The organism is Streptomyces sp. NPDC007991 (assembly GCF_042958445.1).
In the GTDB taxonomy this organism is placed as follows: domain Bacteria; phylum Actinomycetota; class Actinomycetes; order Streptomycetales; family Streptomycetaceae; genus Streptomyces.
This window is the reverse complement of the sequence record NZ_JBIBJD010000011.1, coordinates 145,381-169,434: the sequence shown is the minus strand read 5'-3', so window position 1 is coordinate 169,434 and position 24,054 is coordinate 145,381. Positions and strand designations below refer to the sequence as shown.

The 24,054-nt window shown below is 67.0% G+C and carries 22 protein-coding genes, 1 pseudogene and 1 riboswitch; of the genes and pseudogenes, 8 read left to right on the top strand and 15 right to left on the bottom strand.

Features of this window, described 5'->3' with window-relative positions:
- The first annotated feature begins 85 nt into the window (after nucleotides 1-85).
- The 3 genes from ACFZDA_RS29995 (at nucleotide 86) to ACFZDA_RS29985 (ending at nucleotide 3,602) form a co-directional block, all read left to right on the top strand.
- Nucleotides 86-1,198 (top strand): substrate-binding domain-containing protein, encoded by a 1,113-nt coding sequence (locus tag ACFZDA_RS29995; protein WP_391087634.1) that lies wholly within the window; start codon nucleotides 86-88, stop codon nucleotides 1,196-1,198.
- A 280-nt stretch (nucleotides 1,199-1,478) separates the two neighbouring features.
- Complete coding sequence (locus ACFZDA_RS29990) at nucleotides 1,479-2,570, top strand: metallophosphoesterase (RefSeq protein ID WP_391088099.1); 1,092 nt, start codon at nucleotides 1,479-1,481, stop codon at nucleotides 2,568-2,570.
- Between the two features lie 183 nt (nucleotides 2,571-2,753).
- Nucleotides 2,754-3,602, top strand: coding sequence for a hypothetical protein (locus tag ACFZDA_RS29985; protein ID WP_391087631.1), 849 nt, complete (start codon nucleotides 2,754-2,756; stop codon nucleotides 3,600-3,602).
- A gap of 90 nt (nucleotides 3,603-3,692) precedes the next feature.
- Here the strand turns inward: ACFZDA_RS29985 and ACFZDA_RS29980 are convergent.
- Nucleotides 3,693-3,824 (bottom strand): annotated as a pseudogene (locus ACFZDA_RS29980) (thiamine biosynthesis protein ThiC); the annotation flags it as partial.
- Here ACFZDA_RS29980 and ACFZDA_RS29975 point away from each other — a divergent pair.
- The gene (locus ACFZDA_RS29975; RefSeq protein WP_391087628.1) at nucleotides 3,802-5,463 is read left to right on the top strand and encodes a recombinase family protein; all 1,662 of its coding nucleotides are present in this window, start codon (nucleotides 3,802-3,804) and stop codon (nucleotides 5,461-5,463) included. The pseudogene ACFZDA_RS29980 and the gene ACFZDA_RS29975 overlap by 23 nt on opposite strands.
- A gap of 135 nt (nucleotides 5,464-5,598) precedes the next feature.
- Here the strand turns inward: ACFZDA_RS29975 and ACFZDA_RS29970 are convergent, their stop codons facing one another.
- The 4 genes from ACFZDA_RS29970 to ACFZDA_RS29955 all read right to left on the bottom strand — a co-directional run bounded on the left by ACFZDA_RS29970 (nucleotide 5,599) and on the right by ACFZDA_RS29955 (nucleotide 9,096).
- On the bottom strand, nucleotides 5,599-6,954 hold the full coding sequence (locus tag ACFZDA_RS29970; protein ID WP_391088097.1) for a replication initiator: 1,356 nt from the start codon (nucleotides 6,952-6,954) through the stop codon (nucleotides 5,599-5,601).
- Nucleotides 6,955-7,253: 299 nt separating this feature from the next.
- Nucleotides 7,254-7,451: a hypothetical protein gene (locus tag ACFZDA_RS29965; protein ID WP_003991451.1), complete on the bottom strand. Its 198-nt coding sequence runs from the start codon at nucleotides 7,449-7,451 to the stop codon at nucleotides 7,254-7,256.
- On the bottom strand, nucleotides 7,448-8,749 hold the full coding sequence (locus tag ACFZDA_RS29960) for an FtsK/SpoIIIE domain-containing protein (RefSeq protein WP_391087624.1): 1,302 nt from the start codon (nucleotides 8,747-8,749) through the stop codon (nucleotides 7,448-7,450). The genes ACFZDA_RS29965 and ACFZDA_RS29960 overlap by 4 nt, the downstream gene beginning before the upstream one ends.
- Complete coding sequence (locus ACFZDA_RS29955; RefSeq protein WP_003991453.1) at nucleotides 8,749-9,096, bottom strand: hypothetical protein; 348 nt, start codon at nucleotides 9,094-9,096, stop codon at nucleotides 8,749-8,751. Before ACFZDA_RS29955 ends, ACFZDA_RS29960 begins: the two co-directional genes overlap by 1 nt.
- A gap of 165 nt (nucleotides 9,097-9,261) precedes the next feature.
- Here ACFZDA_RS29955 and ACFZDA_RS29950 point away from each other — a divergent pair, with 165 nt between their 5' ends.
- Nucleotides 9,262-10,041, top strand: a complete 780-nt coding sequence (locus ACFZDA_RS29950; RefSeq protein ID WP_391087620.1) for a GntR family transcriptional regulator — start codon at nucleotides 9,262-9,264, stop codon at nucleotides 10,039-10,041.
- A gap of 410 nt (nucleotides 10,042-10,451) precedes the next feature.
- Here ACFZDA_RS29950 and ACFZDA_RS29945 read toward each other — a convergent pair whose 3' ends face one another.
- Together ACFZDA_RS29945 and ACFZDA_RS29940 are read right to left on the bottom strand one after the other, a co-directional pair.
- Nucleotides 10,452-10,748, bottom strand: a complete 297-nt coding sequence (locus ACFZDA_RS29945; protein ID WP_391087617.1) for a hypothetical protein — start codon at nucleotides 10,746-10,748, stop codon at nucleotides 10,452-10,454.
- A 317-nt stretch (nucleotides 10,749-11,065) separates the two neighbouring features.
- Nucleotides 11,066-11,626, bottom strand: coding sequence for an ATP-binding protein (locus tag ACFZDA_RS29940; RefSeq protein WP_391087615.1), 561 nt, complete (start codon nucleotides 11,624-11,626; stop codon nucleotides 11,066-11,068).
- A 209-nt stretch (nucleotides 11,627-11,835) separates the two neighbouring features.
- Between ACFZDA_RS29940 and ACFZDA_RS29935 the strand changes: the two genes are divergently transcribed.
- Nucleotides 11,836-13,209 (top strand): sporulation protein, encoded by a 1,374-nt coding sequence (locus ACFZDA_RS29935; RefSeq protein ID WP_391087612.1) that lies wholly within the window; start codon nucleotides 11,836-11,838, stop codon nucleotides 13,207-13,209.
- A 3-nt stretch (nucleotides 13,210-13,212) separates the two neighbouring features.
- Here ACFZDA_RS29935 and ACFZDA_RS29930 read toward each other — a convergent pair whose 3' ends face one another.
- From ACFZDA_RS29930 to thiC, 4 genes are all read right to left on the bottom strand, one after another.
- Nucleotides 13,213-14,127 (bottom strand): phosphotransferase, encoded by a 915-nt coding sequence (locus tag ACFZDA_RS29930; protein WP_391087610.1) that lies wholly within the window; start codon nucleotides 14,125-14,127, stop codon nucleotides 13,213-13,215.
- Between the two features lie 198 nt (nucleotides 14,128-14,325).
- Nucleotides 14,326-15,816: a restriction endonuclease gene (locus tag ACFZDA_RS29925; protein WP_391087607.1), complete on the bottom strand. Its 1,491-nt coding sequence runs from the start codon at nucleotides 15,814-15,816 to the stop codon at nucleotides 14,326-14,328.
- Between the two features lie 438 nt (nucleotides 15,817-16,254).
- Nucleotides 16,255-17,232 carry a hypothetical protein gene (locus ACFZDA_RS29920; RefSeq protein WP_391087604.1) on the bottom strand — a complete coding sequence of 326 codons (978 nt, stop codon included), beginning with the start codon at nucleotides 17,230-17,232 and terminating at the stop codon, nucleotides 16,255-16,257.
- Nucleotides 17,233-17,390: 158 nt separating this feature from the next.
- A complete protein-coding gene (gene thiC / locus ACFZDA_RS29915) occupies nucleotides 17,391-19,193 on the bottom strand; it encodes a phosphomethylpyrimidine synthase ThiC (protein WP_391087602.1) in 1,803 nt (600 codons plus the stop codon).
- Nucleotides 19,186-19,375, bottom strand: a riboswitch (TPP riboswitch). (Overlaps the previous gene by 8 nt.)
- A gap of 72 nt (nucleotides 19,376-19,447) precedes the next feature.
- On the opposite strand from thiC, the gene ACFZDA_RS29910 reads away from it, so the two are divergent.
- A complete protein-coding gene (locus ACFZDA_RS29910; protein WP_391087599.1) occupies nucleotides 19,448-21,214 on the top strand; it encodes a YibE/F family protein in 1,767 nt (588 codons plus the stop codon).
- A 109-nt stretch (nucleotides 21,215-21,323) separates the two neighbouring features.
- Here ACFZDA_RS29910 and ACFZDA_RS29905 read toward each other — a convergent pair whose 3' ends face one another.
- The 4 genes from ACFZDA_RS29905 to ACFZDA_RS29890 all read right to left on the bottom strand — a co-directional run bounded on the left by ACFZDA_RS29905 (nucleotide 21,324) and on the right by ACFZDA_RS29890 (nucleotide 23,610).
- Nucleotides 21,324-21,758, bottom strand: a complete 435-nt coding sequence (locus ACFZDA_RS29905) for an SsgA family sporulation/cell division regulator (RefSeq protein WP_020271172.1) — start codon at nucleotides 21,756-21,758, stop codon at nucleotides 21,324-21,326.
- A 99-nt stretch (nucleotides 21,759-21,857) separates the two neighbouring features.
- On the bottom strand, nucleotides 21,858-22,706 hold the full coding sequence (locus tag ACFZDA_RS29900) for an IclR family transcriptional regulator C-terminal domain-containing protein (protein WP_391087589.1): 849 nt from the start codon (nucleotides 22,704-22,706) through the stop codon (nucleotides 21,858-21,860).
- Nucleotides 22,707-22,913: 207 nt separating this feature from the next.
- Complete coding sequence (locus ACFZDA_RS29895) at nucleotides 22,914-23,126, bottom strand: DUF5326 family protein (protein WP_020271174.1); 213 nt, start codon at nucleotides 23,124-23,126, stop codon at nucleotides 22,914-22,916.
- A 166-nt stretch (nucleotides 23,127-23,292) separates the two neighbouring features.
- A complete protein-coding gene (locus tag ACFZDA_RS29890) occupies nucleotides 23,293-23,610 on the bottom strand; it encodes a cupin domain-containing protein (protein WP_086560453.1) in 318 nt (105 codons plus the stop codon).
- Nucleotides 23,611-23,670: 60 nt separating this feature from the next.
- Here ACFZDA_RS29890 and ACFZDA_RS29885 point away from each other — a divergent pair, with 60 nt between their 5' ends.
- Nucleotides 23,671-24,048 (top strand): phage holin family protein, encoded by a 378-nt coding sequence (locus ACFZDA_RS29885; protein WP_391087584.1) that lies wholly within the window; start codon nucleotides 23,671-23,673, stop codon nucleotides 24,046-24,048.
- The last annotated feature ends 6 nt before the right edge of the window (nucleotides 24,049-24,054 follow it).

The window sequence follows — 24,054 nt, the reverse complement described above, 5'->3', positions numbered from 1 at the left end:
TAAATGATCATGCAGAAACGTGCCTGTCAACGTGTGCATATGCGTCCGCCCTACCCCACCGCATGAGCCCTACTATCGGCTCGCCATGACAGCAGCAGGGAAGCACCAGGTGAGCCGCGCGGAAACCTCACGTCGAGGCAGTCGGCCGGGTCGGGCGGGTATCAGAGACGTGGCCGCCGCCGCCGGAGTGTCCATCACGACCGTCTCCGACGCCCTCAACGGCAAGGGCCGGCTCCCGGACGCCACCCGGCGCCATGTCCGTGAGGTCGCCGACCGGTTGGGCTACCGGCCCTCGGCCGCCGCCCGGACCCTCCGTACCGGCAAGTCGGGACTCATCGGCCTGACCGTGACCACGTACGGGGACGAACCTTTCACCTTCACCGAGTTCGCGTACTTCGCAGAGATGGCGCGGGCCGCCACCTCCGCGGCACTCGCCCGCGGCTACGCCCTCGTCATCCTGCCCGCGACATCCCGGCACGACGTCTGGTCGAACGTCGCCCTGGACGGCACGGTCGTCATCGACCCCTCCGACCAGGACCCGGTCGTCAGCGAACTCGTCCGGCAGGGCCTGCCGGTCGTCTCCGACGGCCGCCCGGCCGGCGCACTGCCGGTCACGGCCTGGGTCGACAACGACCACGAGGCCGCCGTCCTCGGCATCCTCGACCACCTGGCCGACGCCGGCGCCCGCCGCATCGGCCTGCTGACCGGCACGAGCACGGACACGTACACCCACCTGTCGACCACCGCGTACCTGCGCTGGTGCGAGCGCGTCGGCCAGGATCCGGTGTACGAGGCCTACCCGGCGCACGATCCGTGCGCGGGCGCCGTCGCCGCCGACCGGCTGCTCGCCCGGCCCGACCGGCCCGACGCGGTCTACGGCCTGTTCGACCCGAACGGCACCGACCTGCTCGCCGCCGCCCGCCGCTACGGCCTGCGCGTCCCCGACGACCTGCTGCTGGTCTGCTGCAGCGAGTCCACCGTGTACGCCAACACCGAGCCGCCCATCACGACGCTCTCCCTGAAACCGCGCCGCATCGGCACGGCGGTCGTGCAGCTCCTCATCGACGCCATCGAGGGAGTGGACTCGGACCGGCCGGTGGAGCAGGTGATACCGACGGAACTGATCGTGCGCACGTCGTCCCAGCGGCGCCCGCCGCGCACGACGGTCAGCCCGCCGCGGTCACCCGAGGGGGCCTGAACCCGTCCGATCGGGTCAAGGCATGTGCGCCCTCCTGGGGAGAAACAGGGCCGGTCCCCCGGAGAGAAGGGATCGTTCTCGCGAAGAGAAAGAAAGCGAGGACGGTCACACGGTGGTCAAAGCCCGGCTCAATCGGGGCGAAAGCCGCAGTGAACTGGACTCTTGCTCTGATTCACCACCCCTGGGTCATCACATGGCGCGATCCGCATTCCTATGATGGGCCCACGACACCCACGGGCCGCTACGACCAGGCAGTCCGATGCGGTGCAGACGCGGCGCGATGGTGGAGGGGTCGATGACTCAGGGGGCCGGTCAGGGACCCGAGGTGGAGCGGACGGCGACGCTGCGCGACTTCCGAGTGCCCGCGTACGTCCACGAGGCCGGTCCGTACGTCCACAGCGCCCACCCCGGCGAGGTCGCCCCGCCGCCCGAGGAGACCTACCCCGAGGGGTACACGCCGACCGAGCGCGATCTGCCCGTGATCAACCGGGGCGACACCGTCCAGGTGACCGTCGACCCCGAGACCGCCGCGGCCCCGCCGGCGGACACCGGGCAGGGCCCGCTGTACGTCGTGGGTGACGTGCACGGCTATCTCGACCAGCTGGTGGCGGCCCTCCAGGAGAAGGGCCTCCTCGACGCCGACGGCCACTGGTGCGCGGGCACCGCCCGGCTGTGGTTCCTCGGCGACTTCACCGACCGCGGCCCCGACGGCATCGGCGTCATCGACCTGGTGATGCGGCTGTCCGCCGAGGCCGCCGCGGCCGGCGGCTACTGCAAGGCGCTCATGGGCAACCACGAGCTGCTGCTGCTCGGCGCCAAGCGGTTCGGCGACACCCCCGTCAACTCCGGCGCCGGCACCGCCACGTTCCAGGCGGCCTGGCTGCTCAACGGCGGCCAGAAGACCGACATGGACCGCCTCCAGGACCACCACCTGCAGTGGATGGCCCGGCTGGACGCCATCGAGGAGGTCGACGGCCACCTGCTCGTCCATTCCGACACCACCGCCTACCTCGACTACGGCCGCTCGATCGAAGAGGTCAACGACACCGTCCGCGAGACGCTCACGCGCAACGACGCGGACGAGGTCTGGGACCTGTTCCGCAAGTTCACCAAGCGGTTCTCCTTCCGTGACGAGGGCGGCGCGGACGCCGTGCGCTCCCTGCTCGATACGTACGGGGGCAGCCGTATCGTTCACGGTCACAGCCCGATTCCCTATCTCCTGGGCGAGGTCGGCTCCGAGGACGACGAGGACAGGACCGACCCCGTGGTCGAGGGACCGCACGTCTACGCCGACGGGCTCGCCATCGCCATGGACGGCGGCGTGACCATGGCCGGAAAGCTGCTGGTCCAGCAACTCCCGCTGAGTACGTAAACGTTCACCGGGCAGGCGTTTCCCGTCACAGGACCACACCGGTGAAGGGCCAATTTCGGTAAACCCCCTGTCACCGCCCACCTTCGCGGCTCTACCATCGGCTTATCCGTAGCAGGCTCCCCTCCGTTTCTGCCCGACGGCTCGTCAGCATGCCGAGCCCCAAGCCCTACGGAGCATCGGGGGATGCACATGAACAGCGTTCCGCAGCACCTGCTGAGCGAGGACCGCCAGGAATACGAGCGGATCCTCGATGAGGCGCTGCGCTCCGCACCACACCGTCCGGAACTGGCCGCTGTCGGACAGCGGCTCAACCCCGAACAACTGCGCACCATGGCACTGAACGCCACCGCGCTCATCACGGCGGCCGCGTCGACCGAATACCAGCACTACGTGAAGGTCCGCGAGGAACAGCGCCGGCCGGCCGTGCGCGCATCCGGTTCCTCCGAGCCGGACACGGGCGCGGCAGGCCTCGCCGCCACCATGGGCGAGGTCGCCGAGACCGCCGGGGCGGGCGCCGTCGCCGTCGTCGCCGTCCTCGCTCCCGTCCTGGCCGGAACCGCCGCGGCGATCTTCCTGCTCGTCGGCTACATCCTTCAGATGCTCAACCCCGAGCAGACCTTCGCCCGGACCATGCTCACCACGGGCTGGGTGTTCGGTGCCATGACCGCGGTCGCGATCCTCGTCGCCGCGGTGGGACTGCTGATCACCGCCCTGCGCAACAAGCCGACGGCCGAAAGCGAACCGCACGGCGAACCGCACGGGGAGGTGGACCGGGCCAGGGAGGCCTGGCGCGAGGCCCTGCTGGAACGCGGCATCGTGCCCTTCCTCCGGGAGGCCCTCGTCGACCCGAGCGCGGCCGCCGCGCTGCACCACACCTCGCCGTCCACGCCGGTGAGCCGCATCCCGCACCTCGGCTACGACCGCCCGGGCTTCACCAGCCCGGACGACGGCGACCACGGCTCGCGGCCGAGCTTCAGCAGCCCGGACTACACCAGCCCGGACTTCGGAGGCCCGGAACACCAGCCGGAGTAGCCGCCGGGTCAGTGCCCCGGCCGGGCCCCTCCCGCGGGCCAGGGGACCAGGAACCACCGGTCCCCGGCCCTCGGCCTGTGTGCGGGCGGCTCAGTCCGCGATGGGCAGGTACACGCGGTTCCCGCTTGCCGCGAACTCCTTGGACTTCTGGGCCATGCCGTCCTCGATCTCGGCCTGTGTGCCGCCGTGTTCACGGCGGATGTCTTGTGAGATCTTCATACTGTTGAGCATTACTAGAACCTACACATGCACTACGGTCGTTCCAGCAGCCCAGCCATGGACCGAGGGGGAACACGTGGGCAAGCGCGAGGAGTTGGTCAGCAAGCTGCGAGGTACGCCCGAGGGACTGCCGTCCGTCGAGGAAGTGCGCGCCATGCTGGCTTCCGACCCGGAGCTGAAGTGCGTTGTCTGCTACGCACGGATCTCGTTCGACGGCCGTGTGAAGGACGCCCACGGCGTCGAGGACCAGCACCGGGACATGACCGAGACCGCCCGAAGGTTCGGCTGGCTCGTCGTCTACCGCTACACGGACAACGACAAGAGCGCGAGCAAGGAGAACATCGTTCGCGATGACTTCGAGCAGCTGCTCGCCGATCTTGCTGCCGGGACGACGCCGGACGGGTACCCGATCCACGGCGTCATGGCAGTCAACGACGACCGGCTGTACCGGCGCCCGAGTGACTGGGAGCGGTACCTGAAAGCGTTCACCACGCAGGACGGACGCGTCTACCACGACTCGAACGGCATCCAGGACCTCTACGCCGAAGGCTTCGAGATCAAGGGGCTTCTGGGGGTCGCCATGTCCCTCAGCGAGACGAGGAAGAAGGAGCGTCGGAGCAGGAACAGCCACCGCAGCCGGGCGATCCGTGGGCAGTCGGTAGCGGCGTGGCGCCCCTTCGGATGGGAGGACGACAAGGTCTCGTTGCGTCCGGACGAGGCAGAAGCCATCCGTCAGGCGGTGAAGGACGTGATCGCGGGTGCCTCCATCTCCGAGATCACGCGCCGGTGGAAGGAGGCCGGGTTCATCACGAGTCGCGGGAACGCCTTCCAGTACCAGACCGTCAAGCAGGTCCTGGTGAACGCGCGGCTGTGCGGATATCGCGAGATCAAGGGCGAGCTTGTCCGTGACGGCGACGATCAGCCCATCGTGGGCGAGTGGGAGCCGATCATCACTCCGAAGGAGTGGTTCGCAGTCACGGCCAAGATCAGGGAGCGTGGCCGCGGAACCGGCATGCCGCGCGGTGGCCTGGTCCACAAGTACCTGCTGACCGGCATCCTGCGATGCGGCCACGTGCTGGAGGACGGCACGGTCTGCAACAACAAGATGATCGGGATCAAGGCGAACGACTGGCTCAAGTACCAGCAAGCCTACATGTGCAAGAAGACCGTGGACGGCGGCTGCAACAAGACCTACAAGCGGGGCGACAAGACGGACAAGGCCATCGAGGAACTGGTCATCGCCAAGCTGGAGCGCGATGCGGCCAGCAAGGCCCAGGACGTACCGGACTGGGACAAGGCCGATGCCTTGGAGCGAGCCGTCAGGAGCCGCAACGAGTTGGAGCGGCGTTGGCACGACGACGAGGACACGGACATCGACGATGAGACGTTCTTCCGTAATCTCCCGGTGCTCGAACGGCGGATCAAGGAGCTTCGTGCGGACCAGCGGGCGCACGAAGCCCTGAAGGCGGAGGCCGAGGAGGCCAAGGAAGACGTCAGGAACTCGTGGGGGTCGAAGACGCTCACGCAGAAGCGCGAGGCGATCAAGAAGGTTCTGAGCGCTGTGATCGCAGTGCCGGGCGGCAAGGGCAACAAGACATTCGACCCTGACCTTCTCAAGCCTGTGTGGCGGACTTCCGAATGAGCTGAAGTCCGAGGATCTCCCCCACGCTCCGCAGCTGGTCATCGGAGAGTGGGGGAGAGTCGCGTAGCTGCCGCTCGATCCAGGCTCGTATTGATGCTTCCTCGCGCTGAGCACTGGCCTTTGCCGGAGATGCGCTCAGATGGCCTCACCGCCAGCTCGGAGAGCCTCCCGCGCGACAGCGCGATTCTGAGCGATGTCATCAGCGATCCCGGCAGCGATGAGCGCAGCGCCCGGAGTATGGCCGGAGCCGACGTAGCGCCAGTGCTTGTCCGTGACCGCCCCGGAGACGTCGACACCGCCTACGTGCTGGGCACGTTCGGCCCGCAGTGCCGCGAAGGTGGTGGAGTAGGCGCGGGATTTGGTGAGGATGTGGCCCCGGTAGCCCAGCGTGTGAGCCCACGTGCGCAGGTTCAGGGGTTCGAACTCGGGCAGGCCGCCCAAGCGCCAGCAGGCACGCATGAGAGTGCGGACGTGTGCGTTCACGGACGCACCTTCGATGTCATCCCAGGTGGTGACCCTGTGGTCGATGCCGGCGCCTGTTTCGCTCGCTCCCTTGGTGACGTACTTGGCCACGTAGGCAGCTACGGCATCATCGTCAGGCCCGTCGCCCTCGGCGTGTAGCGGGCGCACGTCGACTTGGACCCCCCAGCGCAGAACCATCTCACCCACGGCGGGGCTGTACGGCGTACGGACCAGGACACGGCGTGCGGAGGCGCGTACGGCCTCGATGAGTCGGTCCCCGGCCCAGGGCGGAGGTGCGTCCGCCGGCCCGTTCGGGCCGTCAAGGCGGACGACTGCATGCACGTGGACAGCCGCCCGCTTCTGGTACTCGGCGACGCGGGCGAAGGACAGCCGGGCGTGGTACCGGAAGTGGGACTGTACGAGGCCGACCGAGGAGGCCATGCGCCGACGTACGTCGATGACGAACCGGTCCCACAGCTTGGAGGCGTGCGCGTGCCACAGCACGTGGCCGGTGTAGTCGTAGCAGTCGGCACACAAGGGCTTGCCGACGGAGGGATCATCGGGACCGTGGACAGCGCCGCAGCTCCGAGGACGGTCGTGTTCGCATGCTCCACGGTCACGGCGTGGGCGGCACAGCTCCCCGGCGCGGTGCACGGGGCCGAAGGACGGGGCAGTCAGGGTGACGAAGAGCCGGGGGCGGTGGCGGACTGTGGCAGGGACGTTCTTGCCGCCGAGGAGGCCCGCGCGGACGAGGTGGAAGGTGTCGCCCGCGTAGAGGCGTGAGCATGCGGGGCAGACGGTTGCCCGGCGGTTGCGGCAGCGCACGAGAAGGCGTTCACCGGGTTCGGTGCCGGTGTCGTAGTGGCGGAGGATTTCGCCGGTTGTGCCGTCCAGGATGGTGGTGGAGCCGGAGAGGTGGACGGGGCGGGAGCAGCCACCAGTGGCAGTGATCTGCTCCAACAGGCGGGGGAATTTGTGGTTTTGGGCGAGGCCGATTGCGTCGCGGTCTGCTTCGGACAGCTGACGCAGGCGCGCCGCGCGGTTGAGGACGGCGCGCCTGTCAGCCGGGGTGAGCTCCGGGGGGATGGTGGTGACCTTCCGGGGTGGGCCGCCGCAGCGGCACGGTGGGTGGGTAGGTGCGCGTTGTCGGTCATGGGGATCGCCTTCCTTGTGGGGTCGGGCGGAGCGAAGTTCAGCGGATGGTTCCGGTGCCCCGGCAGACGCGGCAGCGCCTCTGCCGTCCAGTCCAGGTCCTACGGGCTCCGTCGCCCTTGCAGTGGGGGCACCTCACGCGGGGCATGGGCATGCCGATGCGTTCCCTTCTCTGGTCAGGTGTGGGAGAAGCCGTTGATCAGCCACGTGACGAGGCCGTGGACGGTGTAGATCACCGGGGTCTGGCCGAGGTAGAGGCCGAAGAGGCCGACGCAGACCGCTTCCCAGGCGCGCACGTCACGGGAGCGGACGAGGAGGACGGTGATGATCCCGAAGACCACCGCGAACGTGAACGCCGTTCCTTCGCTGATCACTTGTCGTCTCCTTCCGGCGCCGCAAGGGCACAGTTGAGCGCGGGCAGATCCGGGGTGAGTGCTGCGTGCTTCCGAGCCGTTGAGACGGCCTCTTCCGTGGGCGTGAGGTGGGATCGGGCGCGGCTCCAGCTGCCGTCGGGGCCGGTGCACACGGCCACGCCCCGTTCCTCTGCCGTGATGGCTTGCGCGACGGTCACGGCGTCCTTGTTCAGGTCGCCCAAGGTCATCTCTGCCGTACCGGGATCGTTCACCCGGTGGCAGATCCGGCCGCCGAGCTGAGCCCGCAGGGCCGTGACACCGGGCCCCAGATCGGAGCCGACCCGCTGCCCGGCCACCACCAGGTGGACGCCGAGCGCAGCCCCGAGCTGAGCGAGGCGCAGCAGCAGCGTGGAGCACTGCTCGGTTTCCGCTTTGCTTTCGCGGCGGCCGTCGGACAGGTACAGCTCTGCGATCTCGTCAACGATCACGACGACCGGCACCGGCCGGAGCTTGTCGGGCAGCTCCCATATCGAGCGCACTCCGGCCGACCGGCACACGCTCATTCGTTCCTGCATGTCGAGGGCGAGCGCGCTGAGGACCGCGACCGCTTCGCGTCGGCTGGTCGCCAGTGCGCTCAAGCGCGCGGCGAACAGGCCGAGTTCCATGCCTCCCTTGCAGTCGATGCCGACCAGGGCGACGGGCTGCGGCGCAAGCTGGGTGATCAGCCGGGCCAGCAGGGTGGACTTGCCGGACCGCGTCGCCCCGGCGATGAGCCAGTGCGGCACAAGCCGCAGGTTCATCACCCAGGCACCGCCGCTCTCCAGTGCGCCAATGAGCGCGGAGAGCAGTTCGGCGGGGGCGGTGGCTAATCCGGGCCGCTGGAGCGGATCACTGGCCATCGCCGTCAACAGGACGAGCCCGCGTTCCGGCGAGGTCACGCGCACCGCGTGAACCTTCCACGCATGGACGAACGCGTCGGCCGCCTTCAGGTAGGTCGCCGGAGTCTGACCCGCGTGCAGTTGGACAGCCACGGTCAGCCCCATGCGGGTAGCCCGCGGAAACGAGATCCGTGGAGCCGCCGGCCGAACCGGATCCCCCTTGACCAGCAGGTGCCCGATGAGCGTGCGCGCCGGGAGACGCGAGACGGACAGGTCGTTGAGCAGGGCAACCCTGCGCCAGGTGAACACCACCCGGCACGCGGTCGCGGGGTAGCCGACCACGTACCAATGCCAGGCCGGACGGTGGCGCCGCACCAGGTCACCGACGACCAGCACCCAGGCCAGTACCGCCAGGGCGAGCGCGAGCAGGGTCGGCCCCATCACGCGTCACCGCCCTTGCCCTGTGCCGCCGATCCGTGCGCGGGCGTGATCGTGTCGGCGCGGAAGCTGACACCGTTGCGGTCGCCCATCGACCAGACGAACGCCGTCAATCCGGTGACCTTGACGACCTGGCCCGCTTCGAGCCCTTTGGGCTCACCGCTCACGGCGATCTCGATCACGGAGATACGCCGTCCGTCCGGCCGCACGGTGACGGCCACGCTGTAGACCGGATTGCCGTCCCGGTCCTTCTTCACCTCCTGCGTTTCCGAGTTGCTGAACTTCACTTCGGGCGCGTTGGCACACCGCAGTACGCCGAGTCGCGCCGTGTCCACGGGAATGGACTGCATTTGCTTTGGCCTCCCTGGCCATCCGGGACGACAGCAAGATACTGACGTCACTTGTCCTAACGAGTTACGACTATGGAGTGCTGTACGGCAAGGGTGCAACTACTTATGCTGACGAGTGATGTCGCGCGTGCGACGTACCTACGACCTCACCCGGAGACTGTCTAGATGACGGAGATCCAGCGCCCCGGAGCCCTCTACCAGCAAGTCGCCGCCGCCATCCGCGCAGCGATCTTGTCGGGCGAGTTCGCCCCCGACTCCCTGCTTCCGTCGGAAGCCCAGCTCATGGCCCGCTACAGCGTCTCCCGCCCCACGGTTCGCAACGCCATCGCCGCTCTGCGGGCGGAGGGTCTGATCGACGTGCGCCACGGCAAGGGCAGCTTCGTACGCTCCAGCGGCCAGCCCACGCTCACCCTGGAACGCCGCATCAGCCGCACCGCCGACGGCAAGTTCGTCATGCCCAACGGTGACGTCTGGCAAGAGGCCGAGGAGCCGAGCAGCTACCGCACCCGGACCACGCAGGCAACAGGCCGACTGCTTGGACTCGGTGAGGAAGAAGCCGTGTTCGGCTACGACCGGCTCTTGATCGACGCAGCCACGGGTGCCCGCGCGATGCACCGCACGCTGATCCCGTTCGAAGTCGCCGAAGCGGTTCCAGTACTCGCTGATGAGCCGCGCCAGCTCCCGGCAGCGATCTACCGAGTGCTCACCCAGGACGGGCACAAGCTGTGGTGGTCGGAGACGGTCCGCGCCCGAATGCCGCTGCCCGACGAGCGGACCACCCTCCAACTCCCCGACGCGACCCCGATCCTGCACGTCGCCCGCGTCGCGCACGGCGCCGACGATCGCCCACTGACCCTCGAAGAACTCCGCATCGGCGCGGACCGTGCCGAACTCGCCTACCGGATCACCGCCGACAAGCAGCCCGCGCGACGCACCCGAGCCTGAGCAGCGACCAGCATCGGTCGAAACAGCCTTTACTTCCTCAAGGGCGCGCCTGCGGCGCGCCGGGCCGCCCGGCCGCCCCGGCCGGGCGTGCGGCGTGGACGCCGGTCCCGGCCGGTCGCCGGGCGCCCCCGCCCGCAGCACACCCAGGAAGTCGAGGCGTCGACCGGCAGTCGCAGGCAGGGGCGTGGTGGGCTGGGGGTCGACGGCCCCCGAGACTTTAGGCAGCCACCATGGGGCGAGCCTCGAAGAACAGGGGGCCAATCGGGCACTACAACGGGCAGGGCAACTGCCTGCCCGATTCGCCGGGCCAGCGTAAGGCCCCCTGTTCACTCGCCCCATGGCAGCTCCAGCCCAAAGTCTCTGCGGCCGGCGACGTGCCCAAGTACCCCGCTCACCAGCGAAAAGGCACCTCATACTGCACCACCGTCGCGGTCCGAGCGAGCCTCCAGAACCTGAGCAAGGCGATCCACAGCGTCCGGCCAGCCCGCCAGCCGCACCACACCGCGTCCGTCCTCGTTCGTCGAGGCGACGGCCCGTACAGCGGACAGCTCAAAACCCAGGCCCAGGAGCGCCCGGTTCAGGCGATCGGCCGCCACTCGTGCCTCACGCCATCCCGCGATGTAGTCGACTCCGGACACCCAGAGACCGGAGTCCGCGCCCGTCACGTTCAGACCGTCGCTCAGCCAGTCCTCACCCGAGCCAGTCACGTTTCCACCTCTGCCCTGATCTAGTAACGGATCGTCAACTTCCTTGGACCAGGGCACAAACGCAGCACGACGGCCCCGGTACCATCAGGCACCGGGAACCGCCGCGTTCCCAGCCGGGCCACCCTTCGCTTTCCAGGGCTGATGGGGTGGCCCGGTCTCGGTTTGTGGTTGTCAGGCGCGGCCCTCCGGTGTGGAGGGGAGTTCCCAGAAGCCCGGAGAGGCCGCGCCCTGGCCGAAGGGGTCAGACTCCGGCCGGTTACCGGGCCGCCGCTCGCTCCCGATCGCGAGGGAGCGAAACGAGGACGGCAGCCCGGAGATCATGAGTCCCGCACGGACTCCACTCCGTCGTTCATGTCGAAGCGGCACCAGACCGTCTTTCCGCCGCGCTCGTGCGGCGTCCACCAGACTGCCGCCGCCAGACGTTGGAGGATGAGCAGCCCTCGACCGCTGTCCGGCAGCACCGCCTCAGACAGGTCTCCGAGCAGCCCCGGAGAGAACACCTCTCCCGCCGGAAGCAGCGGAGGGGTCGAGTCCTCATCAGCGACACCGATGAAGAGCCACTTCGGGAACATCTTGAAGATCACGTCGATGCGTCGGCAGGCACCGGGGGAGGACAAGTGCCGGTCCGGCACGGCATGGTTCACCACGTTGCCGACGAGTTCGGAGACCACCAACCGGGCATCGTCCACGACCGCACCGGCACCAGCGCCCCGGAGAAATACGGCCGTCATGTCGCGGGCGACGCGCGCTGTGTCACCGAACTCGGCGAAGAGCGTCAGCGTCAGAAAGTGCCCTGCGGAGGACGGCTCCGGTGTCACGAACCAGTGCGCGTACGCGTCAAGCTCACCCGCCAACCGTTCAGTCTTCCCGGCATCCATCACTTCCCCTTCCGAGGCCCCGCGGCTCTCACGGCACCGCTTGCTTCACGCAAGCCAGTACACGGCGAGGAGGACGTGACCGGGAGTGTTCACCAGGGGGTTCACGTGAACACCGGCAAAGGCAAGGGGGGTTCATCGATGAACCCCCAAGGCTGATACTGCTGTGACACGATGAACACTCGCCGTCATTCTCGGGTTGGCAGGGGAGCATGAGCCGAGAGCCGAACGCGCAGTTAATCGCCGTCATGGACGAGGCGAAGGTCTCGAACAAGGGCCTGGCGAAGCGCATGAAAGACGCCGCCGTTCAGCGGGGCATCAGTCTCGGAACAACGCACGTATCCGTCCAGCGATGGCGGGACGGCGCGGGCATCCAGCCTCAGACAGCAGCGCTCATGGCCGACGTGCTGAGCGCCAAACTCGGCCGCCGCATCACTCCCGGCGATCTCGGCTTCTTCGATCACACACGGCCGGCCACTCCGGAACCGCTCGGCTATCCCGGTACGGTCCCCGATGTGCTGTCGATGCTGGATGGACTCGCCCAGGAACGGGCCGACACCGTCACATCCGAGCAACTGATCGTCTCGGACTCAGATCTCAGCTCCGCCGTACTGTCCTGGATGATCGCGCGCCCGGACGGCATCCAGTCCGACAGACCCGCTCAGCAGCGGGTCGGCATGCGCGACGTCCGGGCAATCAGGGACGCCGCCGCCACTTTCATGCAACTCGACTTCAAGTACGGCGGAGGCCACGGCCACAAGGCACTGCGCCACTACTTCCGCCATGAGGTCCTGCCTCTGCTCAGTGCCAGCTACAGCGAGAAGGTAGGCACGGCCTTGTTCGGCGCCGCCGCCGAGGTCTCCCAGTTGCTCGCGTGGACCGCATACGACTCCGGAAACCACCGGCTCGCCCACCGCTATCTCACGTCGACACTGCGACTGTCCCAGGTCATCGACGACCGCATGTTCGGCGCCCGCATCCTCGGCAACCTCAGCCACCAGGCGAACTATCTCGGCAACCACACCCAGGCCATCCAGCTAGCCCGCGCCGCAGTCGAGGGTGCCAAGGGCCGGGCAACCCCGCGTGCCATGGCGAACTACTGGGCCATGGAGGCCCGGGCGCTCTCCAACGCGGGTGATCGAACCGGGGCGTCTCTCGCCATGAACCAATCTGAGCGCCACTTCGAGCGCGCTGACAGTGCCGATGACCCGCCATGGTTGAGCTACTTCGACGACGCGGAACTCTTGGGCGAGTTCTGCCACTGCTTCCGCGATCTGAGGATGCGCCGTGAGGCGGTCGAGCACGCACAGCGCGCTGTGGACAGCACCGATCCGCAGTACGCCCGCACTCTCGGTTTCTGCCGCATGGTGCTAGCACAGAGCCAGCTCTTGAACGGAGAGCTGGAAGCCGCCGTCACCACAGCCAGCCTTGCCGTGGACGGCGGCGACTCCCTCCAGTCCTCCCGCTTCCAGCGCTACGTAACCGACTTTCGGGCGGAGGTCAGTGCATACGCGGCTAACCCCGCCGTCGTGGCCTTCAATGAGCAGGTGAACGAAGCGCTCGCCCGTCTGGACGAGGATGAGTAACAGCTAACAAGGACTCCAGTCTCGCGGTGCATCATCGTTCCGCAAGGCAGCGATGCGCCGGCGGTACTCGGCCGCCGTCCCTTCGTCCTCCTGCACGTTCTGCATCAGCCACGTGGTCATGCCGAACTCTTGGAGCCGCCGGAGCGTGTCGTAGCCGTGCCAGTCGTGCAGGTCGCGCCCGTACGCCCGCACGAAGTCGGCGTACTGCTCGTCGGTCTGCCACCCCAGGCTGTGGTGCTCCACCGACGTGACCATCAGGTCCCACTCAGGGTGATCGAAGCAAAATGCCTCGAAGTCGATCAGGATGACTTCTCCCCGGTCGTTCACCATGAGGTTCTGGACGTGAGCGTCACCGTGGACCGGCCCCTTGGGGGTCTCGAACCGCAAGCCCTCGAACTGGTCGCGCAGCTCACTCCACCGCTTGCGGAGAAAGACCCTGTCATCTTCCGGGATCGCTGCCTGGCTGATCCGCAGTTCCTGCTTGTCGAACGGGTTGAACGAGGGCAGCTCCAGGCCAACGGGCAACGTCATGGAGTGCAGGTCCCGCAGGATGCCGCCGAGTTCCCCATACGTGGCCTTCCGGCTGCCCTCGACGATGAGCCGCCAGAAGGTCACCGGGTGACCGTCGATCAGGAACGGCTGCTCCAGCCCATCGACTAGACGCGCGGCAGGGAAGCCTTCCTCGGCCAACCACTGTGACACGGCCACCTCGACACGAGCCTTGGGCAGCCACGGCTCTCCCCGCGCCACTCGCACGATTACTGGCTCTGCGTCCAGGCGGAAGAGCGCGTTCTCTCCGAGACGGATTAGCTCTGCACCTCTGTCGTCCAAGCCGGCCGCCCGACATGCCGCGCTCATCACGCGCGCGGCCTGCGTTGATGTGAACCCCTCATGCGATCGAGCAGCGTCAAGCGCCATGCCCGTACCAGCTCCCCTAGTCGCGCGCGATCAACTGGCGCACGTCATTGGGTGACCAACCCGGCGCACGCCAGACACGAAGACGACCGTACCCAGGATCGACACTCCTGGCGAGGAGACATATAGCACGGAAACAAACAATGCACCCAAAGGGTATGATTAGGGTCGCGCCCAGCCACAGCATCACCGCATGCCAAGCTAGTCCAAAATTTCGCCGTACTCAGCACGCCGATCGGCAGCTGTCGCGAATTTTCGAAAAGCGCGTCTAATTTCTCTCGTCTCCAACTTGATCAACTTTCGAGAGATTCCGAGTTTCATCAAGCTTTCTAGATGCGCAGGCAAACTTTCACGCCCCTGAAATCGAAACTCCGGCTCTCGTGACGACGCGATTTTTTCTCTCGCGCTGTTCAGCAATTCTGCAGGCTCATCGCCAACCAGTTCCTTCAAACGTCCGGATGGCCGCTCCACTCTTGCCATGATCACGTGAGCGAGATCCTCAATAAGCTCAGGAGTCACTTCTTCCGGCGCTACAAAAAGGGGACAATTCCGCTCTTTGCCGAGAGGAAGCCCTACAGCGCACGCGACCGAATAATCTTCAACGATGAGCACCGAGTCCCGATTGTCCTGACCTTCAGCGCCGAAACGGGTCCAGAACTGTGGGCCTGCGGGCTCTTCGGGGAGGGCTCGCAAGTCGCAGAAAATCCTGCTGCAATCGGACGCGCATGCGTCACCCAGCTCACGAAGCAGAAGAGAAAGGATGGGCGCCGTGGCGATTTCGTGCCACTCTTCAGGAGAGTCGACCGACTTCCCTTTTACGAAACGGAATGGATCATTGATGATTAGAGACGAAACCGCAGGCGGCAGATTGCAAACGACGCATTGGAGCAAGTAGCTAGATGCCGCCGTGGCCTTAGCAGCATCAAGCCCGTGGGTGGTAGCGCAGATCATAGGCAGAGTTACCAACGCATGCAGTGCCACTTCAGCTGCAGACCTATTGGAAACCAGTACACCCCACGGGCGGTCTGCCAGATCTCCATGCAGGATTTCACTATAGGCAAACATGGCAAGCCAAGGAGTTTCAATCTCCTCTGGGGCGCCACTGAAATGCTCCCAAAAATAACGCAAGTCGCTTACCCTCGGCGCTATCCCAGATTCCGTGAAATAGGCAAAAAGGAGTTCGACCCTCTTACTCGACTCAATTGAATCTGGCACTACCCTCGCCGCCGCAACAGGGTACTTGCGGATCTGAATTTCGAGCTTTTCCCTGCCCCAAAGGGATACCTTAGGAAGATTCGCCGGAGAGGAGTTCCAGGCGTCAACCCAATCGACGGTCGGGTTGCTGAAGCTTGAATTCGAGACGATTACAAGGCGGTCCACATCCGATGCATAAGCGGAAGCATTATGCGTGGCATTGATGACAGCGGACTTCGGTACAGTTGCGCTTCTTCCTTTACACTCCATCCACCACCTCTCTCGTCGAGGCTCGTCGTCTGGTGATAGCGTGTAAAAGGTCGCTTCTATATCTCTTCCGCCGTCCGAATTGGTCACACCCATGCCGCCGGAGCGCCAGGAGACTTCCTTCGCGCCCATCGCGTCCACTAGCTGGAAGACGAGTTCTTCCAGTACTTCCCCTGAGATGGCCTTCCAAGGGATATGGGAAGCGGCGGAGGAACGGTGAGGGTTCGTCACCCGATGACTATCTCAAGAGATCGATGGTGGTGTCAGCGAATCAAGGAGATCGCTGCGCTGCCCATCGTGTACCGTCCCCGTCCCCTGGCCAGCAGAGAAGAGGGCCGTCCACCGCCACTGATCACACTGGTCCGCGTTCTCAGCGCTGGCGGTGCTGGGCCTGGACGATGTCCCGCTCCTCCCATCTCGCCTCGGCGTGCCCCGTCGCGTAACCCAGGACTGATGGAAGAGGATCGCTGCGTCGGGGCCTTCAACGTCCGTGCTGGCAGGGAGGTGTGCAGAGCGGCGAGTCGGGCGTCATGTCCGCGCATGCGTCGGGGGATGGCTCGCAGTCAGCAAGATGGGGGCGGGAAGGCGGAAGCCGTCGTCGATACCGGTAGCTTTGCGCAGTCGTGTGCGTGTCCGGGCAGCTCATCGATGTTCACCTGGACTGATCCCTCAGAAGTTGTCGAGGCGAATCTCGTAACAGTCCCTGCACATGTCCATCTCTGGGACGAGATCAGCGGCCTGGTCGCAGAAGGTACAGACGCCTTCGTGGGTCGATCCGCAGTCGAAACAGATCCAGGAGTCCTCTGCAGGGGAGTTGGCCAGCGGAGTGCTGATCACGGAGTAGGAGCCGCAACTGCCACAGCCGTTGAGGTCACCTTCCCCTTGGGTGACGCTGACGTACCTGCTGGATCCGATGTACTCCCAGGCCGCATCTGCACCGGTGCCGTATTGCTTGCCGCACAGGAGACAGGCGAGATCGTGTGCTCCGCCGTCGAGCACGACAGCGAACTGACCGCAAGACCGGCATGCGGCAGTCGAGCGTTCGTAGCGGCTCAGTTGGCCGTGCAGCGCCTGCATGCGAAGCGCGATGAAGTCCGTGAGGTGCTTGAAGCCGGCCCTGACCTGTTCCATTTGTCGTTCGGCCGACCACGCCTCGTCGTGCTGGTCGACGTGAGGTAGGACGTCGGTATTGATGAAGCCGACCAGCAGATCAAGCACGGGCACGGTCCGAGCCTGTACGGCGACTACGGTGTCCCTCCACCCGAAGTGCATGATGCGGTTGCGCAGGCTGCCGAGTGCCCTGAGGCTGTCGTCCTCCGGGTCGATCTCGCTCTCGATCTGTACGGCGCTGCGCAGGCGTTCAATGGCTGTCTTCACACCACAACTGCTGAAGTCGCCGGCCTCGTGCTTGCGCTGGTCGAACGAGTCCACCCTTGTCCACACCAGCGCGGGATCGTGCATCTCCAGCCGGGCCTTCAGCAGCGTCTCGACCGCGGCCTGGAGGTGTAGGACCGCGTACTTCACATCGCGCGGCCCCGGCTGCCCGTTGTCACCAGACAGTGAGCCGACGGCACTCACTAGGAAGTCGAGGCCGTTGACGAGGGCCGGGAAGTGGAAGTCCTCCGGTTGCTGACCTGCGCCGGTCACCGGTGCACCTCACATGCCTCATCAGCCGTCACTTTGTCTCTCCCCCTGCGATAGGCGCCAGTCCCTACATAGGGATACCCGTTAGAGGGCCCGGCTCGCCCCTCCGACCTCGTCTGTGGACAGCAGGAGGAGCGAACCAGCAGAACGGTCAGTGGTCCTCAGTCGACCATCGGCAAGTACACCCGGTTCCCGCTCGCCGCGAACTCCTTCGACTTCTGGAGCATCCCCTCAGCGATCTCCTCGGACGAGGCTCCCTCAGCCACCGCGCCACCGAACCGCTCTGTGATGCTTTGGCTAATCTTCATGCTGCAGAACTTGGGACCGCACATCGAGCAGAAGTGAGCCGTCTTGGCGGGCTCCGCCGGCAGGGTCTCGTCGTGGAACTCCCGTGCCGTGTCCGGGTCGAGGGCGAGGTTGAACTGGTCCTCCCACCGGAACTCGAAACGGGCGTCGGACAGCGCGTCGTCCCACTCCTGGGCACCCGGGTGGCCCTTGGCGAGATCCGCTGCGTGGGCGGCGATCTTGTAGGTGATGACGCCGGTCTTGACGTCGTCACGGTTCGGCAGGCCCAGGTGCTCCTTGGGTGTGACGTAACACAGCATGGCCGTGCCCCACCAGGCGATCATCGCGGCGCCGATGCCGGAGGTGATGTGGTCGTACGCCGGCGCGACGTCCGTGGTCAGCGGGCCGAGCGTATAGAACGGAGCTTCATCGCAGATCTCCTGCTGAAGGTCGATGTTCTCCTTGATCTTGTGCATCGGGACATGGCCCGGGCCCTCGATCATGGTCTGTACGTTGAAACGCTTCGCGATCCGGTTGAGTTCCCCGAGCGTGCGCAACTCCGCGAACTGCGCCTCGTCGTTGGCGTCCGCGATCGAGCCCGGCCGCAGGCCGTCACCGAGGGAGTACGTCACGTCGTACGCGGCGAGGATCTCGCAGAGCTCCTCGAAGTGCTCGTACAGGAACGACTCCTTGTGGTGCGCGAGGCACCAGGCCGCCATGATCGAGCCGCCGCGCGAGACGATGCCGGTCTTGCGGTTGGCCGTCAGCGGCACGTACGGCAGGCGCACGCCCGCGTGGACCGTCATGTAGTCCACGCCCTGCTCGGCCTGTTCGATGACCGTGTCCTTGTAGATTTCCCAGGTCAGCTCCTCGGCCCGGCCGTCGACCTTCTCCAGGGCCTGGTAGAGGGGCACGGTGCCGATCGGGACGGGGGAGTTGCGCAGCACCCACTCGCGCGTGGTGTGGATGTTGCGGCCGGTGGACAGGTCCATGACCGTGTCGGCGCCCCAGCGGGTCGCCCAGGTCATCTTCTCGACCTCCTCCTCGATCGAGGACGTCACCGCCGAGTTGCCGATGTTGGCGTTGACCTTCACCAGGAACCGCTTGCCGATGATCATCGGCTCGATCTCCGGGTGGTTGACGTTGGCCGGCAGCACCGCCCGGCCCGCCGCGATCTCGTCACGCACCACCTCGGGCGTCACGTTCTCCCGGATGGCCACATACTCCATCTCGGGCGTGATCTCGCCGCGTCGGGCGTACGCGAGCTGGGTGACCGCCTTGCCGTCCTTGCTGCGGCGCGGCTGGCGCGGCCGGCCGGGGAAGACGGCGTCCAGGTTACGCAGGCCGCCGCGCGGCGAGGTGTGCTTGACGCCGTCGTCCTCGGGGCGGACGGGCCGGCCCGCGTACTCCTCGGTGTCGCCACGGGCGATGATCCAGTTCTCGCGCAGCGGCAACAGGCCCCTGCGGACGTCGGTGTCGACGTGCGGATCGGTGTACGGGCCGGACGTGTCGTACAGGGTGACCGACTGCCCGTTGGTGAGATGCACCTGGCGGACCGGCACCCGCAGGTCGGGGCGGCTGCCCTCGACGTACGCCTTGTGCCAGCCGATGGACTTCCCGGCCTCCTCGGACTGTGCGTCCTGAACGGAGGCAGGCGTGCGTGCGTCCTTGTTGGTCATGAGACCTACTCCCTACGCCGGCATTACCCGGTAACAGGTTCGGCGGTCGACGCAGCGGCTTCCGTCTGCCGACGTTCCGTGTGAAACATCACTCGACTTCGGTGATGTTTCATGTGAAACATCGCTGGGACGGAGGTCAGCGCCCTCTCAGCCCGGTGCTCCGAGCTCCCGCGTGTACAAAAGGTGCCTCCACGCTAGCGGCAATTCTGGCGCGGTGAACAGAGGGCCCCCCTCGTTCTTGCGATGATCGGTCGGTGACCACGACGCAGCGTCCTCCTTACCCACCGCCCGAACCGCCCCGCGGGTCCGGCGCCGGCAACGGCAACGGCCGTGGACACGAGCACGATTTCGCCGCCGGGGGCGGGCTCGGGCCTGCCCGGGGCCAGGCGCAGGGGCACCGGCCCGGTCCCGGGAGCGCGCAGGGTGCGGGTCCGGCCGTTACCGCCGGTCCGGCAGGTCCTGCCGGTTCGTATGGTGCCGGTTCCGAGAGCTGGCACGGCTCCGGTTCTGGCTCCGGGGAAGGCGACGGCTACGGGCACGGGCACGGCAGAGGCGACAGGCCGGGCGGAGGGGACGGGTACAGCGGAGGCGACGGGCAGGGCGGAGGCCACGGTCCCGGCGGAGGCGACGGGCACGGCAGTGGCGACGGGCACGGCAGTGGCGGCGACGGGCACGGTCCCGGCAACGGAAGCCGACCCGGCTCCGAGCCGGGTGGCGGGCAGGGGCACTCGCACGGTCACCACCACGGTCCTGCCACGCCCGTCTCCCTGCACCTGCGCAAGGTCATCGCGGCGGTCCTGATCCCGTTCGCCGCCGCGGTGCTGGTCGGTCTCGCCGTGCTGTGGCCGGGCGGCGCCCCGCCGCACGAGCGCACCGGCGTCGGGTTCGACCGGCAGACACAGGATGCCTCGGTCACCAAGGTCGTGGCGGTGAGCTGCAAGGAGGCCGGCGCCTCGGGCGTCCCGCCGACCGGCGACACCTCCACCGCCGAGGGTTCCTCCGCTGTGCAACAGGAGAGGGGCACCTGCAAGCGGGCGACGATCCGGGTCGACAGCGGCAAGGACAAGGGCCGTACCTTCACGGAGATCGTCCAGCCGGACCAGTCCCGCCAGTTGCACGAGGGCCAGGAGGTCGTGGTCGCCTACGAGCCCTCCGCACCGAAGGACCTCCAGTACTCGGTCACCGACATCAACCGCCGGCTGCCCATGGCGCTGCTCGCCGGTATCTTCGCCCTCGCCGTCGTGGTCGTCGGGCGACTGCGGGGTGTCATGGCGCTGGTCGCGCTGGCCATCAGCTTCCTGGTGCTGAACTTCTTCATCCTGCCCGCGATCCTGCAGGGCTCGAACCCGCTCCTCGTGGCGGTGGTGGGCGCGAGCGCCATCATGCTCATCGCCCTGTATCTGTGTCACGGCCTGTCCGCCCGGACCTCCGTGGCGGTGCTCGGCACCCTCGTCTCGCTGCTGCTGATCGGCGTCCTGGGCTCGCTGTTCATCGACTGGGCCGCGCTGTCCGGCAACACCGACGACAACACCGGTCTGATCCATGGCCTCTACCCGACGATCGACATGAGCGGTCTGCTGCTCGCGGGCGTCATCATCGGATCGCTCGGTGTGCTCGACGACGTGACGGTCACGCAGACGTCGGCGGTCTGGGAGCTGCACGAGGCCAACCCGGCCATGGGCTGGCGTGGCCTCTACCGCGCGGGGATCCGGATCGGCCGCGACCACATCGCCTCGGTCGTCAACACCCTCGTCCTCGCGTACGCGGGCGCCGCGCTGCCGCTGCTCCTGCTGTTCTCCATCGCGCAGAGCGGTGTGGGGACGGTCGCCAACAGCGAGTTGGTCGCGGAGGAGATCGTGCGCACGCTGGTCGGTTCGATCGGCCTGGTGGCCTCGGTGCCGGTCACCACGGCCCTGGCCGCGCTGGTGGTCTCGGCCGACCGCCCGGGAGCGCAGCCCGCTGTGGAGGCCCCCGCGGTCCCGGCAGCACGCGGGGGGAAGGGCCGGCGCCGCAAGCGCTGACGGCTCTCGGACTCGGGGGCTTGGCTGCCCCGCCGTACGGAGAAGCGTTCCTGCACAGTTCGGCGGCATCCGGTGAAGCGTTACTCCACCGTGCCGCCCGACGGATGTCTCAGCCGGCGCCCTGTTCCGCCAGGATGCGGTCCAGCGCCTCGTCGAGGTGGGCGTCGAAGTCGGCGAGGGAGCCCTCCTGGCCCAGCGGGACCAGCTTGTCGGTGCGGTCGAGGAAGGCGACCAGCGGTGCCGTCGAGGACCGGAACAGCGCCTGGTCACTGCCCACCTGAAGCCGGATCAACACCTCGCCCAGCGAGTCCGGTTCGACGGGCGTGACCCGCACATCGCCCTCCCCGCACGGCCGGCCCACCCCGTCGATCAGCAACTCCCGGCCGAAAGCCCAGGTCACCGGGGCATCACCGGGCAAGTGGAAGGTCAGCCTGACGGCATAGGGATCACTGGTCTCATAGCGCAGTTCCACCGGAATGCGGAAGGAGAGCTCCTCGGACACGAGAAAGCTCATCATGACCTCTGCCTGTACGGACTCGCGCATCGCTAACCCCGTCATTCGCCGTGGACTGGCCGGGAACGAACCTCTGACACTTGGTGGAATCTTGCTGAACGTACACAGCAGATCACAAGGAGTGAGTTTTCACATACTGATAGAGAGCGCGAGCGAACCGAGCAGACTCCCGATCTCGCGCTGCAACTGCCGGGCCGCCGGGAGCAGCCGGTGCTCCTGGTGGGCGGGCAGGGAGATGGCCATCGTCGCGGCCGTCGTGCCGAGCGTGAGGGGGATCGCCGCACAGACGGCGCCCAGGGCGTACTCCTGACGCTCGGTCACGGGTTCCATCCTCCGCACCCGCTCCAGACGGCGCAGCAGGCTGTGGTTGTCCCGCACGGTGTACGGCGTGAGGGCCGTCACCGGATAGCGGTCGAGGTGGTCCCGGCGGGCCTCCTCGTCCAGCTGGGACAACAGGCACTGCCCGATGGCGTGGGCGTGCCCGGTCTCCCGGAAGTCGGCCCACTCCTCGACGGCGGGATTGCCCGGGGTGTCGGAGACACACATGACCTCGATCTCACCCTCGCGGTACACCGCGTAGTACACGGGGACACCGAGTACGTCCCGCCAGTGCGCGAGCGCGTCGACGACCGTGGTGCGACGTTTCTGCCGTGCCCCGCTGCTGCTCAGCCGCTCGGCGGCCGCACCGAGGAAGAACAGGCCCTTGTCCCGGTGCAGATAGCCCTCGTGCACGAGGGTGCGCAGCAGGTGGTAGGTCGTGGGCAGGGCCAGCCCGGTCTCCCGGGCCAGTTGCTTGGCGGGGGCGCCGTATTCGTGCGCTGCGACGGTCTCCAGCAGGCGCATCGCGCGCTGCACGGATCCGATGAGGGTCGCCGGAGGAGGTGGCGTGGCGGGAGGCGGTTGCTCGGAGGGGGGCGCCGAGCGGGGTTGGGCGGGGACGGTGTGCAGGTGGACAGGTGCGGTGTCAGCCGGGGCCAAGGGTCACTCCCGAAGCGCGAGGGGGCAGACCGTGCCGATGGACACGGGTGGGGGTGTACGCCGCTCACGGGGGATGTCCCCGCGTCGAGTTCCGGACTCTATTCGTCTGCCACCGCACGCAGACGGCCCGGAACGGAAACTTCCCCCGGCCGAGGGAACCGGTGACCCCGGGCGTTTCCCGCTACCCCCACCGGTTTCCCACCGGCCTCACCAGTCGCTGCGCGACGAAGAGCTCGACGTGAACTTGCGTACGACGTAGATCAGTCCGCCGACCAGTGCCACGAAGACCAGCACCTTGAAGAGCAAGCCGATGACGAACCCGACCACGCTGGCGATCAGCCCGCCGAACACGACGAGGGCGATGACCGGCACCGCGATCCACTTCACCCACCACGGCAGTCCCGTGAAGATCTCTCGCATCGCCCTCGTCCTTACCTCTCCGCCCGTCCGAGTGCCGGGTCCTGTCGGTGTCTTGCGGACTCCTGATGTCCTGCACTCGATGCTAGGTCCGGGAGGGGGCCCTGCGGGGGCCTCGCATCCCTTGTCCTCCCCTGACCGAACCCCTAGGGAACCCCGAGAGGGCTCGTCAGCTCTCGGGGGGAGAGAAGACCACGAGAACCCTGAGGTCCTCGGTGATGTGGTGGAACTTGTGCGCGACACCGGCCGGCACGTAGATCACGCTGCCGCGCGCCACCTGCGTCGTCTCCAGCCCGACCGTGATCGCGGCACGGCCGCTCACAACGAAGTAGACCTCGTCCTGATTGTGCGGCTTCTGTGGATCCTGGTCGCCCGCATCGAGGGCGTACAGGCCGACCGACATGTTCTGCTCCCGCAGAAACTGCAGGTAGGCGCCCTCGTTGGCGGCGCGCTCCGCCTCCAGTTCGTCGAGCCTGAATACCTTCATCGTTTTGTCCGCCCCTGCCTCGTGTCCCCATGTCCGATCAGGTCTGCCACGATCAGACACATGATGAATTTTGTAGTCAAGACGATCGCCAACGCGGGTGCCCTGGCGGTCGCCGTTTGGCTGCTCGACAAGATCACCCTGACCGGTGACAGCACGGGCAAGAAGATCGGCACCCTGATTATCGTCGCGCTGATCTTCGGCCTGGTGAACTTCCTGGTCAAGCCGGTCGTCAAGCTCCTCAGCCTCCCGCTGCTGATACTGACGCTCGGCCTGTTCACTCTGGTCGTCAACGCGCTGATGCTGCTGCTCACCTCGTGGCTGGCCGACAAGCTCGACGTCAGCTTCCACGTGGAGGGCTTCTGGACGGCCGTCCTGGGCGGACTGATCATCTCGGTCGTCTCGTGGGCTCTGCACGTCGTCCTGCCCGACAAGGACTGAGCGCCT

Excerpts from the sequence above, each read along its gene's own strand:
- ACFZDA_RS29995 (WP_391087634.1), top strand. The coding sequence starts at position 86 with ATGACAGCAGCAGGGAAGCACCAGGTGAGCCGCGCGGAAACCTCACGT.
- ACFZDA_RS29990 (WP_391088099.1), top strand. The coding sequence starts at position 1,479 with ATGGTGGAGGGGTCGATGACTCAGGGGGCCGGTCAGGGACCCGAGGTG.
- ACFZDA_RS29985 (WP_391087631.1), top strand. The coding sequence starts at position 2,754 with ATGCACATGAACAGCGTTCCGCAGCACCTGCTGAGCGAGGACCGCCAG.
- ACFZDA_RS29975 (WP_391087628.1), top strand. The coding sequence starts at position 3,802 with ATGTCTTGTGAGATCTTCATACTGTTGAGCATTACTAGAACCTACACA.
- ACFZDA_RS29960 (WP_391087624.1), bottom strand. The coding sequence starts at position 8,749 with ATGGGGCCGACCCTGCTCGCGCTCGCCCTGGCGGTACTGGCCTGGGTG.
- ACFZDA_RS29955 (WP_003991453.1), bottom strand. The coding sequence starts at position 9,096 with ATGCAGTCCATTCCCGTGGACACGGCGCGACTCGGCGTACTGCGGTGT.
- ACFZDA_RS29950 (WP_391087620.1), top strand. The coding sequence starts at position 9,262 with ATGACGGAGATCCAGCGCCCCGGAGCCCTCTACCAGCAAGTCGCCGCC.
- ACFZDA_RS29940 (WP_391087615.1), bottom strand. The coding sequence starts at position 11,626 with ATGGATGCCGGGAAGACTGAACGGTTGGCGGGTGAGCTTGACGCGTAC.
- ACFZDA_RS29935 (WP_391087612.1), top strand. The coding sequence starts at position 11,836 with ATGAGCCGAGAGCCGAACGCGCAGTTAATCGCCGTCATGGACGAGGCG.
- ACFZDA_RS29930 (WP_391087610.1), bottom strand. The coding sequence starts at position 14,127 with ATGGCGCTTGACGCTGCTCGATCGCATGAGGGGTTCACATCAACGCAG.
- thiC (WP_391087602.1), bottom strand. The coding sequence starts at position 19,193 with ATGACCAACAAGGACGCACGCACGCCTGCCTCCGTTCAGGACGCACAG.
- ACFZDA_RS29905 (WP_020271172.1), bottom strand. The coding sequence starts at position 21,758 with ATGCGCGAGTCCGTACAGGCAGAGGTCATGATGAGCTTTCTCGTGTCC.
- ACFZDA_RS29895 (WP_020271174.1), bottom strand. The coding sequence starts at position 23,126 with ATGCGAGAGATCTTCACGGGACTGCCGTGGTGGGTGAAGTGGATCGCG.
- ACFZDA_RS29890 (WP_086560453.1), bottom strand. The coding sequence starts at position 23,610 with ATGAAGGTATTCAGGCTCGACGAACTGGAGGCGGAGCGCGCCGCCAAC.
- ACFZDA_RS29885 (WP_391087584.1), top strand. The coding sequence starts at position 23,671 with ATGATGAATTTTGTAGTCAAGACGATCGCCAACGCGGGTGCCCTGGCG.